This is a genomic window from Roseobacter fucihabitans (genome assembly GCF_014337925.2).
GTDB classification, from domain to species: domain Bacteria; phylum Pseudomonadota; class Alphaproteobacteria; order Rhodobacterales; family Rhodobacteraceae; genus Roseobacter; species Roseobacter fucihabitans.
In genome coordinates this window covers 2,879,979-2,895,434 of the sequence record NZ_CP143423.1, presented here as the reverse complement: position 1 = coordinate 2,895,434, position 15,456 = coordinate 2,879,979, and the positions used below count along the sequence as shown (strand labels likewise).

Genomic DNA, 15,456 nt, shown 5'->3' with positions numbered 1-15,456 from the left:
GCCGCCCTGTGATATTCTGTTACGCTCGGTGTCGTGCTTTCTGGGGGAGAGCAGGAGCAAGCGATGATCCTTCGCGCCGTGACATTGGCGGCGGGGCTGGCAGGTGGCTTTGGAGCCGCCCAATTCCCCGCTTATTCCCAACAGTACATGCAGCGCCTTGGCGGGGCCGTTGACGCCTTGCAACAGGTCGTGAGCGATTTTGATACCTCTGCCAAAGCCGAAGGTCTGACGCGGGGTGGCGCCCTCTCGCAGATGCAGGGCAGCGCTTTTGTGGAGCGCCGCCGCGCAGATATGACCCGCACCATCGACCGTTACGACAGGCTGCGCGCGGACCTTGCCGTTTTGCAAGGGCAGGGGCCGTTCATGCGGGCCTATCACGGCGCACGTTTTACCGATCCCGAAATCGCGGCGCGGGCCTGGCAGGCGTTTCAACCCGCGCTTCCCCTGTCCGTCACAAGCGTGATTTTCGCGGGGGTGGGGTTTGCGGTGTCGGCTGGGGGTTTGCGCGCCATTCTGGCCGTATCGCGCCTCAGGCGGCGGCGTAAACCGATGGCGGCTTGACCCGCTGATGGCAAAGCCTCAGGTTGCGCCAAATCTGACGACAGGATCTCTCATGGCCACTTCCACCGTCCCCTTTGCGCCCTTTGAATGGATGATCGCTTGGCGCTATCTGCGCGCGCGCCGTGCAGAGGGTGGGGTCAGTACCATGACCTGGATCAGCCTGATCGGCGTCATGCTGGCGGTCTTCGCACTGATCGCGACATTGTCTGTCCGGTCCGGGTTTCGCGCCGAATTTGTCGACACGATCCTCGGAGCGAATGCGCATGTGACGCTCTATTCGCTGGGGCAGATCACCGAGGACGGTCGGGTGGATCGCTCGATCACCGACTATGCAGAATTGGCGCAGCGTATTGCAACCGTTCCGGGTGTCACCCGCGCCGCGCCCCTTGTGCGGGGGCAGGTCATGGCGGCTTTTGAGGGGCGCAATGCCGGCGTCGAAGTCTTTGGCATCGCACCGGGGGACCTCGCGACATTGCCGCGCATTGCTGATCCAGAAGTCGCGCGCGGTAATATTGCTGATTTCGAAAACGGCATCGCCATCGGCTCAGGCGTGGCGCGCGAATTGGGTATCGGCATCGGCGACAAGGTGAAGCTGATTTCGCCCGATGGGGTCAAAACGGCCTTCGGCACCTCGCCGCGGATCAACGCTTATGAGGTCACCTATATCTTCACTGCCGGGCGCTATGACATCGACCGGACGCGGGCTTATTTGCCGTTTTTCGAAGCGCAATCCTTCTTTAATCGCGAAGGGATAGCGGATGAAGTTGAAGTGATGGTTGAAGATCCGGAAAACGTCCGCTCGATGACACCGACCCTGTTGGCTGCCGCAGGTGAGCGCGCCCAGGTCTGGACCTGGCAGGACGCCTCGGGCGGTTTCCTGCGCGCGCTGGAGGTGGAGGATAACGTGATGTTCATCATCCTGTCGATACTCGTTCTGATTGCCTCGATGAACATCGTCTCCGGTCTGATCATGCTGGTGAAAAACAAGGGTCGCGACATCGGGATTCTACGCACCATGGGGCTGACACAGGGCTCGATCATGCGCATCTTTTTCATCTGTGGCGCGTTTACCGGAATTCTGGGTACGCTGTTTGGCGTCATTCTGGGCACACTCTTTGCGCTTTATATTGATCCGATCTTCAGCTTTGTGAACGTCCTGATGGGCGGCGGCGTCTGGGACCCCTCCATCCGCGGCATCTATGCGCTACCGGCGCAATTGCACCTGAGGGATGTGCTCTCCGCGGTTGCGCTCTCCCTGGGCCTGTCCTTCATCGTGACGATATTTCCGGCCCGGCGCGCGGCGCGGATGAACCCTGTTGAGGCGTTGCGGTATGAGTGAGGTGATGCTGGCCTTGAGCGGGGTTGCGAAATCCTACAACCTTGGTTTGCCCGGTGAAGTTCAGGTGCTGCAAGGGATCGATTTGAGCGTGAACCGGGGCGAGGTCGTCGCATTGGTGGCGCCTTCCGGTGCGGGCAAATCGACGCTGCTGCATATTGCCGGGCTGTTGGATGGCGCGGATGCGGGCACAGTTGGTATCGCGGGTCACGACATGACCGATCTGCCTGACGCCAAGCGCACCGCCATAAGGCGCCAAGACATTGGATTCATCTATCAGTTTCACCATCTGCTGCCGGAATTCAGCGCGCTTGAGAACATAGTGCTGCCCCAACTTGCCAATGGGGTGGCCCGCAAAGCGGCGGTCTCGCGGGCGCAGGACCTTCTTGAACGTGTCGGCGTGGGGGCGCGCGCCACGCATCGACCTGCGGCCTTATCGGGGGGCGAACAGCAGCGCGTTGCCTTTTGTCGCGCGCTGGCCAATGAACCCCGGTTGTTGCTGGCCGATGAGCCGACGGGCAACCTTGATCCCGCCACCTCCGAGCAGGTGTTCGCAACGCTGATTGATCTCGTCAAGGCGACTGGCCTGTCCGCGCTGATTGCAACGCATAACATGGAGCTTGCCGCCCGGATGGATCGCCAGATTCGTCTTGAAAGCGGCAAGCTTGTCGCGCTCTGAGATCAAAGGCGCGCTTGACGAGGCGCGTGAATTGCGGACAACCTGCGGGAAATTCACCGAATGGAATATCGCCCATGGCTCTGCACACGCTGGATGAAATTGAAACACTGACTGCAAAAGCGTTGCTGGCCCACGGTGCCGCGCCCTTTGCGGCCCGCGAAGTCGCCCGTGCGGTGCGCGCGGCAGAAGGTTATGGCAACAAGATTTGCGGACTTTATTACGTGGAAAGCTACTGCCTGCAATTGCGCAGCGGGCGTGTCAAAGGGGAGGTGACGCCGGTTGTATCGACGCCGCGCCCGGCGGCTGTGCATGTCGATGCGGGTTTTGGTTTTGCACAGCCCGCCTTTGCTTACGGGCTGGCCCCTGCATTGGACTGCGCGCGCCAGTTTGGCACGGCCACGCTGGCCATTGCCCATGCCCATACCTGCACCTCTCTGGGGTATTTTACCGAACAGATAGCGCGTGCAGGATGTATCGGTATCGGGTTCACAAACGCCTCGCCCATCGTTGCAGCGCCGGGCGGCAAAAGCCGGGTGATCGGGACCAACCCGATCGCCTTTTCGGTGCCTGCAAAGGACGGTGGGCTGGCGATGCAATTTGATCAATCCACGACAGCGGTGGCGCTGGGTAAAATCACCATGGCCAAGGCGATGGGGCAGGAAATTCCTCTGGGCTGGGCGCTGGATGCTAATGGGGTTCCGACAACGGACCCGGATGCGGCTTTGTCGGGGTCTTTGGTGTCCGTGGGTGGACATAAGGGCTGGGGGTTCGGCCTTATGGCGGAAATTCTTGCGGCGGGCATGACGGGGTCGGTCTTGTCCCAAAACGTCAAGCCGTTGAAATCCCCGGACGGGCCGCCCCATGATCTGGGACAGTTTTACATTCTGATTGATCCAGGCACCTCGCCGGTTTTCGATGCGCGCCTTGCCGCGCTTGGCGCGGCGGCAAATCACGACGCGGGCGCGCGGATGCCGGGTCAACGCCGGCAGGTTTTGGAAAGCGTCGAGGTCGGAGATCAGACCTGGGACCGGTTGCGAGAGCTTGCGGGCGCGGATTAAAACGTTGCGACCTTGGCCTGACATGCAGGCCCATCAGATGTCGACGTCACAACCACCAGATTTCGGGCCGTGCAAGGTGGGTAACGTCAAATCGCATTGCTTCAGGTTTTCTGGGTCACGAAAACGCCCGCTGTCATCAGAGCGATTCCGAGCGCCCTTGTGGTGTCCATCGGCGTCACACGCGCGCCAAAGAGACCAAAATGGTCAATGGCGGCGGTGCTGATCAACTGGCCCAAAAGCACAAAGAAAACGGCGTTTCCGACGCCGAAACTAGGCGCAATATATGTGACCGTGAGCACATAAAAAGCAACGAGGACCCCAGCCAGAAAAAGATGACGGGGGGCGGATGTCACCTTGGCCAACGCCTGCGGCCCGGTCAGGAGCATCACGATCAGGCAACTTGTGAATGCAACTACAAAAAGCACGGTTGCGGCGGCTGCGGGGGATCCGATCCGCACCCCCAATGCCGCGTTCAAGGCGGCCAGAACGGGGATGCCGATACCGGCCAACAACATGATCATCGCGTAATGGGCCATTCATACATCTCCATTATAGTGTTGCGACCGAGCATGGTGGCGCGGTCCCACTTGGGCAAGCCCGATTATGCAACGGGGACGATGTGGCGTTAGAGGCGAGGATAAGTGATGTTTCGGTTGTTTCTCCTGGGGATGGTATGTGCTCTGGTGGCAGGGTGTGGCGGCATCGGGCGGAATGATCTGAGCGACGGTGCCGCGATTTATGCCTCCGAATGTGCCGTTTGCCACGGTGGCAATGCGCGGGGCGGCGGTGGCGGCGGTGTGGCCGGTTTAAGCAAGACACCTCCCGACCTCACCGGTCTGCGGCTCAGAAACGGGGGGTCATTTCCCGTCTATGAAACGCTGGAGACCGTCGAGGGTTACGCGCAAGGCGGGATGCGGGGTCGCCAGATGGCGGGCATTGGCGCGCTGCAAAGTGATCGCAAAAAACGGGCGCGCATTGACCGCCGCCGCATCAGAAGCGGCGATAGAATCATTGATATGATGGTGTTTCTGGAAAGCGTGCAGCGCCCCTGATCAACTGCAAATCCCTTTCAATTCGACGCCGTCCCATGGCAAGCGGACCGCATATTCCCGCGTCGTCGGCAGGGGGGCAACCGGCATGGCCTGTGACATCAGATCATGCAGGCGCTGCGTGCGCGGGGCCGCCGGATCAAGGGCGCGGCAACAGATGAACTCCTCCATGATGGCCCCTTGCTGCTCAAAGCCAAAATCGCTGAATTTCGGGTCGGCGTTGAGCTCAAACAGATAGGGATCACGCGCGCCATCATGTTCAAAAGCAGCGCGCCAAGGCGTGTATCCGGTCTGCTTCCTGTTCTGCCATTGCCAAACATGAAGGATTTCATGGGCAAAAAGCATGGCGGCGACAAGCCCGATTTGATCAGGGTAATCAGGCAGGTAGTCGTCCAGATACCAGTCGCGGTCAAACAGGACATGATTATAGAGCGCGACAGCGGCGGGCTTTGACGTGACGGTTTGCGTTTTGACAGGTGGCAGGATGCGTTCACGGCAGGTGGTGCGCGGGCGCGGTTTACGTTCGAATGTGACGGCGCGCGTCGGAGCCCCGTCAACCAGACGGACCTTGCTGGTATCGAGCGTATCACCGTGCAGCGTCCGGGCAAAGGCGGTTTCGGTCGGGGTCAGCCCACGCCCGCAGCCCGACATGAAAACAGCAGAAATGACCAGTCCAGTGAGGAATAAGCGCATTTTGGAAGTGGGCCTTAAACCGGTGCCGGGATCAAGATGGAAAATTGATTGCTTTGGTAAATTCACTGTCAGATCTTCGAGGCGGTTGGTGCGCCTATCGTTTACCCAGCGTAAAGGTTTACGTGGAAATCGCGGACGACCTGCGCGAAAAATTCCTATAGGACATCGCAAGATCGGCAGTCGCAGAGCGTCTTGATGGTTTCGTTTCGTACCGACGTCTACCATCCGCCGGTACGAATGGTTGGCCCGCGCAAGGTGTTGACCGCGGTCAAAAGAGAGACGCGCGATCTTGCGGGCTCAAGAGAGTTGAAGTGAAAGGCGCGACCTCTTGCCCGCCAGGCTGCGTTCGCAAAACGGGTCTTTGGTAGTCGCGAAGGTGGACGCCAGCCCCAAAACCGTGAAGGTCTTGTGTTTATCCGTGAGAATGCGTACCTCAGCACATCAAACAGAACAACAAATGGCAAACCGATGTCCGTAATTGATGAAATTAAAGAACTTGAAGCGAAGAAACAAAAGCTCCTGAGTGCTGCAAAAGCTGAGGCGCTCAAGGCCGCGCAAAAGGCGATTGGTGACCTGAAAGCGCTGGGTTTTGAGTATCATCTGGCGGAAGGGGCCAAGCCCAAACTGCCACGCACGCCGCGCAAGCCAGCATCAAAGCCGCGTCGCGGTGACACGCGCGAGAAGGTTCAGCAGCTGATCACGGATGCGGACTCTGGTCTTATGCGAAAAGAGATCATTGCGGCTTTGAACGCGACAGACAAACCTGCGCAGCAATCGATTTCCAACGCGCTGGCCGCGTTGAAAAAGGCGAAGGTCATTACATCAGAAGGCCGTGTCTATAAATTGGTCTGAAGTACCCTGATGCAGAACCCCTTTTTTTGCCAAGGCATTGGCGGCCCGCGACATCTGAATTTGTGATCTGAAAACCGGAGCGGTACGACCGATCGGTGTGGCCGATGGTCCGGCCAACCGAGTAGAACCGGCGGTGACGGGGTTCGGCGCGGCGTCGCGTGATCAAGCAGCGCGGCTGTCGTCTTCTTGAAAACAGACATTTATTACACCATCAGCTGTTTTGCGGCACGCGTAAATCCGGGGCTGGAAACATGATGCTTATTATGTAAAAAGCCGCTTCGGTTTGGAACGCACCTGGCGCGGTAGCTGTGTTGTGAGCGTCGCTTGCTTTTCAAAAACTCAAGGCGATTCATGCGCAGGGGTTTGCGCTGCGGAAGAAAAATGAAAAACAGCCTGGATCTGTCGAATGTATGAACATGGCGCTGAAAACGCTTTGAAGGGAACCCCTCTTGCACCTTTGGGGCAGGCCAAATAGAAGAGCGGAAATTTACGCGCGCGCCGGCCCGGCGCACCCTATTTACATGGAGCACACATGCAGGTCACCGAGACGCTGAACGAAGGTCTGAAACGCAGCTATGCCATCACGGTTACCGCCGCTGAGCTGGAAGCGAAGGTCAACGATAAACTGGCCGAAGCGCAGCCGGAAGTCGAAATGAAAGGTTTTCGCAAAGGTAAGGTCCCGATGGCGCTGCTGAAAAAGCAGTTCGGCCAGAAAGTCATGGGCGAAGCGATGCAGGAAAGCATCGACGGCGCGATGAGTGATCATTTCCAAGCCTCCGGCGATCGTCCGGCTTTGCAGCCTGAGGTCAAGATGACCAATGACGACTGGAAAGAGGGCGATGACGTCGAGGTGGCGATGTCCTATGAGGCATTGCCCGAGATTCCAGAGGTTGATTTCACCCAGATCAAGCTTGAAAAAATGGTTGTTAAGGCCGAAGATGAAGCGGTCGATGAGGCGCTGGGAAATCTCGCCGAGACCGCTCAGGATTTTAAAGCGCGCAAAAAGGGATCCAAAGCAAAGGACGGCGACCAGATCGTCATGGATTTCCTGGGGAAAGTGGATGGTGAGGCTTTTGATGGCGGTGCGGCGGAGGATTATCCGTTGGTGTTGGGGTCAAATTCCTTCATTCCCGGTTTTGAGGAGCAATTGGTCGGGGCCAAGGCCGGTGAGGAGAAAGCCGTTACGGTCTCCTTCCCCGACGACTATCAGGCCGAACATCTTGCGGGCAAAGAGGCTGTTTTTGACTGTACGGTCAAGGAAGTCAAAGAGCCGGTTGCTGCCGAAATCAATGACGAGCTGGCCAAGAAATTCGGCGCGGACGACCTTGCAGCCCTCAAAACCCAGATCGCAGAGCGTCTTGAAGCGGAATACGCTGGCGCGGCGCGGGCACTCATGAAACGCGGCCTGTTGGATGCGTTGGATGGTTTGGTCAGCTTTGATCTGCCACCCTCCTTGGTGGAAGCAGAAGCCAAGCAGATCGCACATCAGCTTTGGCATGAAGAAAACCCCGAGGTCGAGGGCCACGATCACCCGGAGATCGAAACCACCGACGAGCATACGACGCTCGCCACACGCCGCGTCCGTCTGGGCTTGTTGTTGGCGGAAATCGGCCAGAAAGCCAGTGTCGAAGTGACCGATGCAGAAATGACCCAGGCGATCATGAACCAGGCGCGTCAATACCCTGGTCAGGAGCGCCAGTTCTTTGAATTCGTGCAGCAAAACCAGCAGATGCAACAGCAGATGCGCGCACCGTTGTTTGAAGACAAGGTTGTCGATCATGTGTTCGAAAACGCGACGATCACGGAAAAGACCATTTCCAAGGATGAGTTGCAAAAGGCCGTGGAAGCGCTTGAAGACGCATAAGCCGCGCTCTTAGGAACTGTTAAAAGGTCGCCCCAAAGGGGGGCGGCTTTTTTTATGACAGATCGTTAGCGGAAGGCGTGATTTAGGCAGTTTGCTGCTCTTCAAGCGGTGTGTGATCGCGGGTTGCGCGGTCGGTAAACGGGCTTGCGCCTTGGCGCGTTGCATTTGGCACGCGCAGTGACGATCTCTGCCCACGCCATATTCAAGAAGATGGGCGCAATCCTGTTTCCACCAACATCCCGCGCCTTTTGGCTTCGTAATAATAGCCGCGCGCATACCACATGATGGCGCGGTCGGGATCTGCGTCAGACAAAAGCCATGCGCCGCGCAGATATTTGCCCGCATATTTCAGATTGGTTTCCGCATCTAGCAAGGCGTTAGGCTGACCTCGAAATCCCATTGTTCGGGCTGTCTGCGGCAGGACTTGCAACAAGCCGTAATAAGGGCCATTCCGCGCGCCAGGTCGATGTGCGCTTTCGCGAATGGCCAGTTTGTGGAGCAATGCGCGGGGCAGACCATAGGCGTCGGCGTATTGATTGATCAGCCTGCGTAATTCGGGCGTCTCGTTTGGGTAGAGCGGCGGATCAGGCGCGACAGGCTCGCCAGAGCCGCAAGCGGTGACAATTATCGCCGTGCTGATCGCAAGAAAGCTGCGCCGTGGTATGAGAATTGGGGGGATCGAAAAAAATGGAGCATGATACGCCACAGATTGTTTGTATTACGAAAAGCTTAACGGCTTGAGTGCCGCAGGCAAGTGTAGGGTCCGGTCTCAGCGGCAAGTAGCTGCTGAGAGCGCTCGACGCAGGTCAAGCGCGGCTCATATCGGCGTTGTTCAATGACAGGGTTGCGACCATCACGGGACGGCACATAAATTGTTCCCAAGGGTCGGGTACGAGGTCGCAATGGCATTTTCTTTTACAACACTGAGAAGTGAGCATGCGGCGGTGTGGCGGGCGTTGAAGCTGGAAGGAGTCCGGGATTTCCCGCTGGGCTTCCTGCATAGCGAAGCAGAAACGCTTGCAACACCCATCGACGGCGCAAAGGACATTCTGAACCACGGCGCGATGCGCGGCGTATTTGATGGGGAGACGCTCATCGGTTTTTGCGGTTATCGCCCGCTGCTCCCCGAGCGCATCCGTCATCGCGCTGAAATTGGACCCTTTTTTGTGACAGCCGCCTATCATGGCAAGGGCGCGGCGCAGGTTTTGATCAACGGCGTTATCCAGGAGGCGGTGGCGGCGGGTATCGAATATCTTGAACTGTTCGTGGATACTGAAAATGACCCGGCCATCCGGTTTTACGAAAGACAAGGGTTTGAAAGAACGGCCATGCATCCGGACGGTGTCAGGATTGATGGGGTGTCACGTAGCGATTATTTTTACCGCCTGCGACTTTAGCAATCAGCAGGGTTGCCCCGGATCCGCGGCATATCCCCACAAAAAATGCCGGGCGCATTTCTATGCCCGGCATTTACATGTTCAGATGGCGAAAGATCAGGCTTTGTCAGCCGTTCCTTCGGTGTCACCAGAGGTTTCGGAAATGGTGTCAGCCAGATCATCATCGTCAGACGCTGCCGCCCCGATGTCCTCAAAGAGTTCGGAGATTTCAAACTCTGCTGCGGCTTCTTCTTCGGCGGCCAGTTCCTGAATGGACTTACCGGCGGATTGAAGTTCGGCTTCCTCGGGGGAGCGCGCCACATTCAATTCGATCATCGCATCGACTTCTGGGTGCAGAACGATTTGGACACTATGAATGCCCAATTCCTTGATCGGCTCCAGAATGACCTGTTTGCGATCCACGGAGAAACCGGCTTCTGTGGCGGCTTCGGCGGCGTCGCGTGTTGTCACAGACCCGTAAAGCGCGCCGGAATCAGAAGCAGAACGAATCACGATGAACTGCTGCCCATCAAGCTTCTCGGCGAGTTTTTCCGCTTCGGCTTTGGTTTCAAGGTTGCGGGCTTCAAGCTGCGCTTTTTGCTCGTCAAAGGCCGCGATGTTGGCTTTGGAAGCGGAGAGCGCCTTGCCTTGTGGCAGCAGGAAGTTGCGCGCGTAGCCGGGTTTTACATCGACGACTTCGCCCATCTGACCGAGTTTTGCGACGCGTTCGAGTAGGATAACTTGCATGATGTTCTCCTTACTTCACAGCATAGGGCAGCAGGGCGAGGAAGCGCGCGCGTTTGATGGCACGGGCCAGTTCGCGTTGCTTCTTGGCGGAGACTGCGGTGATACGGGAGGGCACGATCTTGCCACGCTCAGAGATGTAGCGTTGCAGCAGACGTGTGTCCTTATAGTCGATTTTCGGCGCGTTATCACCCGAGAAGGGGCAGACCTTGCGACGGCGGAAAAATGGTTTAGAGGCCATGGGTTATATCCTTGTCCTAATGTTGATCAACGGCGCTCACGGCGCTCTGGGCGCTCGTCGCGTTTTTGCATCTGCACGGAGGGCAGTTCGGCGTGATCATCGACCTTGATGGTCAGAACGCGCATTACGTCGTCATGCAAACGCATCAGGCGTTCCATTTCCTGAACTGCCGGTGCCGGGGCATCCGAGCGCAGGAAAGCATAGTGGCCCTTGCGGTTTTTGTTGATCTTATAGGCCATCGTTTTGACGCCCCAATACTCGTGATCCACGAGTGCGCCGCCATTGTCGGACAGGACGGCCCCAAAATGTTCGATCAGCCCTTCGGCTTGCGTGTTGGACAGGTCCTGACGCGCGATCATAACATGCTCATACTTTGGCATGTAACTTCCTCATTTATATCAAGGCGCATTTCAAAGGGGGGCCTATTCCTTTTGCGGCCCCGCCACGAGAGACTGCGCGGTTCAATTCAAGTGCAAAAGGAAACGTCGATATACACGCTCTGATCGGTGGCGCAAGTCTGAAGGTGTTGCACCAATGCCGAAAGCCGAAATAGGCGGCGTACGATGGGGGCGGTCATAGAAGGCAGTGCGCTATGGCGTGTTTGGTGTTCATGTGCAGATGCGCTGTTAACCGCTCTAGATTTGGCGCAACTGTTCATATGCGCGCAGAAATTGTTTGGGACTACGGAATTGTTATGATCCCGAAAAACCCCACATATCAATCTATGAACAACCAACAGGAGATCACATTCATGAAATCGCTTTTCCTCGCCGCCGCTCTGACCGCTACTGCCGGGATGGCTTCAGCCGCCGCCGAAAAATACGTCCTGGACGCCAGCCACAGCCAAGTTCTGTTTAGTTACGACCACTTAGGCTTTTCCACGACCTTTGGCATGTTCTCCGGCTTTGAGGGTGAAATCATGCTGGACGCCGAAGATCCCGGCGCGTCATCGGTGAATGTTTCCATGCCGTTGATGAGCATGTTCACCGGCTGGGAAAAGCGCGAAAGTCACTTCATGTCGGAGGATTTCTTTGGTGCAGAAGAGGGTGACATGATCACTTTCACGTCAACGGGCATCGAAGTGACGGGCGATGATACGGCTCTGATCACGGGCGATTTGACCATGAACGACGTGACCAAATCCGTCGTTCTGGATGCCAAGCTGAACCAGATGGGCGTTCATCCACGGGCGGGCAAGCCCTGGGCCGGTTTTGACGCCACAACCACGGTGTTGCGCTCCGATTTCGGTGTGGGTAATTTTGCACCCTTCGTCGGTGATGAGGTCGAAGTGATGATTTCCATCGAAGCGATGAAGGCGGAATAATCCACCGCCCTTACCCCGGAAAAGGCCGCCCTGATGAGGCGGCCTTTTTCGTTGCCACCGCCCCTATTGCGATCGTGCCGCGCTCAAGGACACTTCGACCGCCACATTGAACCCAAGGGTGCCTTCGTCCTTCTGCCCGTTGCCGATGGCGAAATCACGCCGGTCCAATTGAGTGCTGCCCTGCATTGTGGCGACGCCGTCCACGATTTCGAGCGTAAAGGGCAGGTTCACGGGCATGGATTGATCTTTGATGGTGAGGCTGCCCTGTGCCTCATATCCGATGTCCGAGCGTATGATCTCGGCCTGGAAGAGCGCGATCGGGAAAGCCTCTGCGTTGAAAAAATCCGTATCCAGCGCTTGAGTTGTAACCGAGCCGAGGGTCAGCGATCCGATAGAGACCGTCACCTCGACGTTGCCCGCAACGCCCGTGGTGACGGTTTCATCAAAGCTGATCTTTGCTGTCCAATCCGCGAAACTGCCCCGCACGTCCGAGCCGAGTTGTTGGACGACGATGGCAAGCTCGCCCTCCTGCACGCTCCAATCCGATTGGACCTCCTCCAGGGATGCGGCACTCACGGCGGTGCTGTGACCCGAATAGAGGTTCAGCGCGGCGCCAACCGAAAGCGCGCCCGCCCAGATCACAACCGCGCTGAACAGGGGCAGCACGATGCGATGGCCGCCGCCGGTCCGGGGAACCCTCGGCGTGCCGGGCAACATCCGCCGCAGGGTGACGTCCTTGTCAATGAGGTGATGTTTCAAGGCTCCGGCAACATGCAGCAGGATCGAAACGACCAGAACGCGTTCGAAAACGATGTGCAACCCAGCCGCCGCATTTGCGAGGGATTCGGATTTCGGAATGAAAGGCAGGTTCTGGCCCAGCGGCCACCAGATCGGCGCGAAACCATCCGTCGCCGCATGATGTACCCATCCCGAGAGCGGCACCAGCAACAGCGAGCCATAGAGCAGCCAATGCACGGTTTCAGCCGCGAGGCTTTCGAGCTTGCGGTCGGCATGCAGCAGGCCGGGTTTGGGTTGGCTGATCGCCCAGAGGATTCGCGCCAGCGCGGTAAAGAAGACCGTGACGCCCAATGTTTTATGAAGCGAGAACAGCCAGGCTTTGCGCGCTAACTGTTGGGAGGTGTCATAGGGCAGATCATTGGCATAGATGCCCAGCGGGATCAGCGTCAGGATCAGTAGCGCGGTCAGCCAGTGAAAGGTTTTGGTGATCGCGCCGTAATGCGTGGCGGAATTGGACAGGGGCATCGCAGGTCTCCGGGAGTCGCAAGTGTTAGTCTGAACCTAACCGCAATTGCGGCAACGGCAATGGCAGGACGTGCACAGCCTTCGCGCGCAGATGCGTGGCTTGCAAGCCCTAGGCGGCCAGGAATTGCGCTCGGCCCCGTTGCCACGCCCGATTGTGCGGGCTAAGCCGGAAACAACAAACCACAGGGGAGGCGATTTCATGAGCATCGCATTTGTTTTTCCAGGGCAGGGCGCGCAGACCATTGGGATGGGGCGGGCGTTGGCCGAGGCCTATCCGGCGGCGCGCGCGGTTTTTGAAGAGGTCGACGCTGCGCTCGGAGAGAAGTTGAGCGCGCTGATCTGGGAGGGGGATATTCAAACACTGACCCTGACGGAAAATGCGCAGCCCGCTTTGATGGCAACGTCGATCGCGGCCCTGCGGGCGTTGGAAGCCGAAGGCGCGACCCTCGATAAGGCGCAATTTGTGGCCGGGCATTCGCTGGGTGAATATTCCGCATTGGCCGCAGCGGGGACGTTCAGCCTGGGCGATACGGCGCGTCTGTTGCGCGTGCGGGGACAGGCGATGCAGCATGCCGTTCCAGTGGGCGTGGGCGCGATGGCGGCGATTTTGGGGCTGGATTACGCGGCGGCCACGGATGTGGCGGCGCGCGCGGCTGAGGGGCAGGTGTGCCAGGTTGCCAATGAAAATGACCCCGCGCAGAATGTCGTTTCCGGTGACAGGGAGGCGGTTGAACGCGCCATTGTGCTGGCCAAGGAAGCCGGGGCCAAACGCGCGCTGATGCTGCCGGTTTCCGCACCGTTTCATTGTGCGCTGATGGCTCCTGCGGCGGAAAAAATGGCCGCGGCGCTGGCGGATGTTGCGATGCAGGCCCCCAGCGTGCCGCTTGTCTCCAACGTGCTGGCAGAGGCCATAAGTGATCCCGCAGAGATCCGCACCCGGCTGATTGAGCAGGTCACGGGACAGGTGCGCTGGAAGACCTCCGTTGAATGGATGGTCGCGCAGGACGTTACGGAATTCTGGGAAATCGGCGCGGGCAAGGCCTTGAGCGGTATGATAAGGCGCATCGCCAAGGACAGCGTCACGCGCAATATCGGCGCACCTGATGACATCAAAGCGGCAGTGGAAGGATAGAGGGTCATGTTTGATTTGACGGGAAAGAACGCGCTGGTGACCGGTGCATCGGGTGGCATTGGAGCCGAGATCGCGCGCCATTTGCACGGGGCGGGCGCAAGCGTTGGCTTGTCGGGCACACGGGTGGAACCGCTGGAAGCGCTGGCAGCTGAATTGGGGGAGCGGGCGCATGTGCTGCCGTGTAATCTGAGCGATATGGCCGCGGTTGAGGCTTTGCCCAAACAGGCCATCGAGGCGATGGGATCGGTTGATATTCTGGTCAATAACGCCGGAATCACGCGCGACAATCTGTTCATGCGCATGTCGGATGAGGAGTGGCGGTCGGTTCTAGATGTTAACCTGACGGCGACTTTCAAGCTTTGCAAAGGCGTGATGCGGGGCATGATGAAGGCCCGCTGGGGGCGGATCGTCAATATTTCGAGCATCGTGGGCGCGACCGGTAATCCCGGACAGGCCAATTATGCGGCCTCCAAGGCGGGCATGATTGGCATGTCAAAGAGCCTCGCCTATGAGGTCGCAAGCCGGGGGATTACAGTGAACGCGGTAGCACCGGGGTTCATCGAAACGGCGATGACGGATAAGCTGAACGAGGATCAGAAATCCGCGATCATGGGGCAAATCCCTGCCGGTCGCATGGGGACACCGGCGGAGATCAGCGCGGCGGTCCTGTATCTTTGCAGCCCGGAAGCGGGGTATGTCACGGGTACGACCTTGCATGTGAATGGCGGTATGGCCATGTTGTAATTGGGGTTTGCACGACACGTATGAAGAGTGCACAATCCGTTTGCCATCGTCGCCTCTTGTGCTAAAGGGGGCGCAGATTTGACCCTGCACATGAGTTTCATGTGTATGACGATCCGGCCAAGCGCCTCGTTATGGGCGCCGCGCAGGACAGAGCCGCCCTTTTGGGGGCAAACGTTTGCCGATCTCGAAAGTGACGGGGCGGGGAACAACCGAAAGGGGCCATTTTTGGCCCGAACGAATGAGGGACTACTATGAGCGACATCGCAGATCGCGTTAAGAAAATCGTTGTGGAGCACCTGGGTGTTGAAGAGGGCAAAGTGGTCGAAAACGCTTCGTTCATCGACGACCTCGGCGCTGACAGCCTCGACACTGTTGAGCTGGTGATGGCTTTTGAAGAAGAGTTCGGCATCGAAATTCCTGATGACGCAGCCGAAACAATTCAGACTTTTGGCGATGCGGTGAAGTTTATTTCCGAAGCGTCCTGAGCAGCAGCCGGGTCTTTCCCGGCGGTGCAAAAATCAAAGGCGTCTTTCCGCAAGG

General features: G+C 58.1%; 19 protein-coding genes. 12 read left to right on the top strand and 7 right to left on the bottom strand.

Annotation, left to right across the window (positions count from 1 at the left end; all coding sequences use genetic code 11):
• Positions 1-63: 63 nt before the first annotated feature.
• The 4 genes from ROLI_RS14170 to ROLI_RS14155 all read left to right on the top strand — a co-directional run bounded on the left by ROLI_RS14170 (position 64) and on the right by ROLI_RS14155 (position 3,634).
• Complete coding sequence (locus tag ROLI_RS14170) at positions 64-561, top strand: DUF2937 family protein (RefSeq protein WP_187429228.1); 498 nt, start codon at positions 64-66, stop codon at positions 559-561.
• Between the two features lie 52 nt (positions 562-613).
• Entirely contained in the window at positions 614-1,900 is a 1,287-nt protein-coding gene (locus ROLI_RS14165) for a lipoprotein-releasing ABC transporter permease subunit (RefSeq protein WP_187429227.1), read from the top strand.
• A complete protein-coding gene (locus ROLI_RS14160; protein WP_187429226.1) occupies positions 1,893-2,576 on the top strand; it encodes an ABC transporter ATP-binding protein in 684 nt (227 codons plus the stop codon). Before ROLI_RS14165 ends, ROLI_RS14160 begins: the two co-directional genes overlap by 8 nt.
• A 74-nt stretch (positions 2,577-2,650) precedes the next feature.
• Entirely contained in the window at positions 2,651-3,634 is a 984-nt protein-coding gene (locus ROLI_RS14155; protein WP_187429225.1) for an Ldh family oxidoreductase, read from the top strand.
• A 101-nt stretch (positions 3,635-3,735) separates the two neighbouring features.
• Here the strand turns inward: ROLI_RS14155 and ROLI_RS14150 are convergent, their stop codons facing one another.
• Positions 3,736-4,170 carry a DMT family transporter gene (locus ROLI_RS14150; protein WP_187429224.1) on the bottom strand — a complete coding sequence of 145 codons (435 nt, stop codon included), beginning with the start codon at positions 4,168-4,170 and terminating at the stop codon, positions 3,736-3,738.
• Positions 4,171-4,278: 108 nt separating this feature from the next.
• Here ROLI_RS14150 and ROLI_RS14145 point away from each other — a divergent pair, with 108 nt between their 5' ends.
• Complete coding sequence (locus ROLI_RS14145; protein ID WP_187429223.1) at positions 4,279-4,686, top strand: c-type cytochrome; 408 nt, start codon at positions 4,279-4,281, stop codon at positions 4,684-4,686.
• Here the strand turns inward: ROLI_RS14145 and ROLI_RS14140 are convergent, their stop codons facing one another.
• Positions 4,687-5,376: a hypothetical protein gene (locus ROLI_RS14140; RefSeq protein WP_262386433.1), complete on the bottom strand. Its 690-nt coding sequence runs from the start codon at positions 5,374-5,376 to the stop codon at positions 4,687-4,689.
• 468 nt (positions 5,377-5,844) lie between these two features.
• Here ROLI_RS14140 and ROLI_RS14135 point away from each other — a divergent pair, with 468 nt between their 5' ends.
• Positions 5,845-6,228, top strand: a complete 384-nt coding sequence (locus ROLI_RS14135) for a hypothetical protein (protein ID WP_187429222.1) — start codon at positions 5,845-5,847, stop codon at positions 6,226-6,228.
• Between the two features lie 532 nt (positions 6,229-6,760).
• Positions 6,761-8,092 carry a trigger factor gene (gene tig, locus ROLI_RS14130; RefSeq protein WP_187429221.1) on the top strand — a complete coding sequence of 444 codons (1,332 nt, stop codon included), beginning with the start codon at positions 6,761-6,763 and terminating at the stop codon, positions 8,090-8,092.
• 202 nt (positions 8,093-8,294) lie between these two features.
• Here tig and ROLI_RS14125 read toward each other — a convergent pair whose 3' ends face one another.
• The gene (locus ROLI_RS14125; RefSeq protein ID WP_316247417.1) at positions 8,295-8,732 is read right to left on the bottom strand and encodes a lytic transglycosylase domain-containing protein; all 438 of its coding nucleotides are present in this window, start codon (positions 8,730-8,732) and stop codon (positions 8,295-8,297) included.
• A 262-nt stretch (positions 8,733-8,994) separates the two neighbouring features.
• Here ROLI_RS14125 and ROLI_RS14120 point away from each other — a divergent pair, with 262 nt between their 5' ends.
• A complete protein-coding gene (locus ROLI_RS14120) occupies positions 8,995-9,489 on the top strand; it encodes a GNAT family N-acetyltransferase (RefSeq protein WP_187429220.1) in 495 nt (164 codons plus the stop codon).
• A gap of 96 nt (positions 9,490-9,585) precedes the next feature.
• Here the strand turns inward: ROLI_RS14120 and rplI are convergent, their stop codons facing one another.
• Genes rplI through rpsF form a run of 3 tightly spaced genes read right to left on the bottom strand, consistent with a single transcriptional unit; the run spans position 9,586 to position 10,833 of the window.
• Positions 9,586-10,215, bottom strand: a complete 630-nt coding sequence (gene rplI / locus ROLI_RS14115; protein ID WP_187429219.1) for a 50S ribosomal protein L9 — start codon at positions 10,213-10,215, stop codon at positions 9,586-9,588.
• Positions 10,216-10,225: 10 nt separating this feature from the next.
• The gene (rpsR, locus tag ROLI_RS14110; RefSeq protein ID WP_011569173.1) at positions 10,226-10,453 is read right to left on the bottom strand and encodes a 30S ribosomal protein S18; all 228 of its coding nucleotides are present in this window, start codon (positions 10,451-10,453) and stop codon (positions 10,226-10,228) included.
• Positions 10,454-10,479: 26 nt separating this feature from the next.
• A complete protein-coding gene (gene rpsF, locus ROLI_RS14105) occupies positions 10,480-10,833 on the bottom strand; it encodes a 30S ribosomal protein S6 (protein ID WP_187429218.1) in 354 nt (117 codons plus the stop codon).
• A gap of 371 nt (positions 10,834-11,204) precedes the next feature.
• On the opposite strand from rpsF, the gene ROLI_RS14100 reads away from it, so the two are divergent.
• The gene (locus ROLI_RS14100) at positions 11,205-11,777 is read left to right on the top strand and encodes a YceI family protein (protein ID WP_187429278.1); all 573 of its coding nucleotides are present in this window, start codon (positions 11,205-11,207) and stop codon (positions 11,775-11,777) included.
• A gap of 63 nt (positions 11,778-11,840) precedes the next feature.
• Here the strand turns inward: ROLI_RS14100 and ROLI_RS14095 are convergent, their stop codons facing one another.
• A complete protein-coding gene (locus ROLI_RS14095) occupies positions 11,841-13,040 on the bottom strand; it encodes a cytochrome b/b6 domain-containing protein (protein ID WP_187429217.1) in 1,200 nt (399 codons plus the stop codon).
• 199 nt (positions 13,041-13,239) lie between these two features.
• On the opposite strand from ROLI_RS14095, the gene fabD reads away from it, so the two are divergent.
• The 3 genes from fabD to ROLI_RS14080 all read left to right on the top strand — a co-directional run bounded on the left by fabD (position 13,240) and on the right by ROLI_RS14080 (position 15,401).
• Complete coding sequence (gene fabD / locus ROLI_RS14090; protein ID WP_187429216.1) at positions 13,240-14,172, top strand: ACP S-malonyltransferase; 933 nt, start codon at positions 13,240-13,242, stop codon at positions 14,170-14,172.
• A 6-nt stretch (positions 14,173-14,178) separates the two neighbouring features.
• A complete protein-coding gene (gene fabG / locus ROLI_RS14085) occupies positions 14,179-14,916 on the top strand; it encodes a 3-oxoacyl-[acyl-carrier-protein] reductase (RefSeq protein ID WP_187429215.1) in 738 nt (245 codons plus the stop codon).
• A 251-nt stretch (positions 14,917-15,167) separates the two neighbouring features.
• Positions 15,168-15,401, top strand: coding sequence for an acyl carrier protein (locus ROLI_RS14080; protein WP_187429214.1), 234 nt, complete (start codon positions 15,168-15,170; stop codon positions 15,399-15,401).
• The last annotated feature ends 55 nt before the right edge of the window (positions 15,402-15,456 follow it).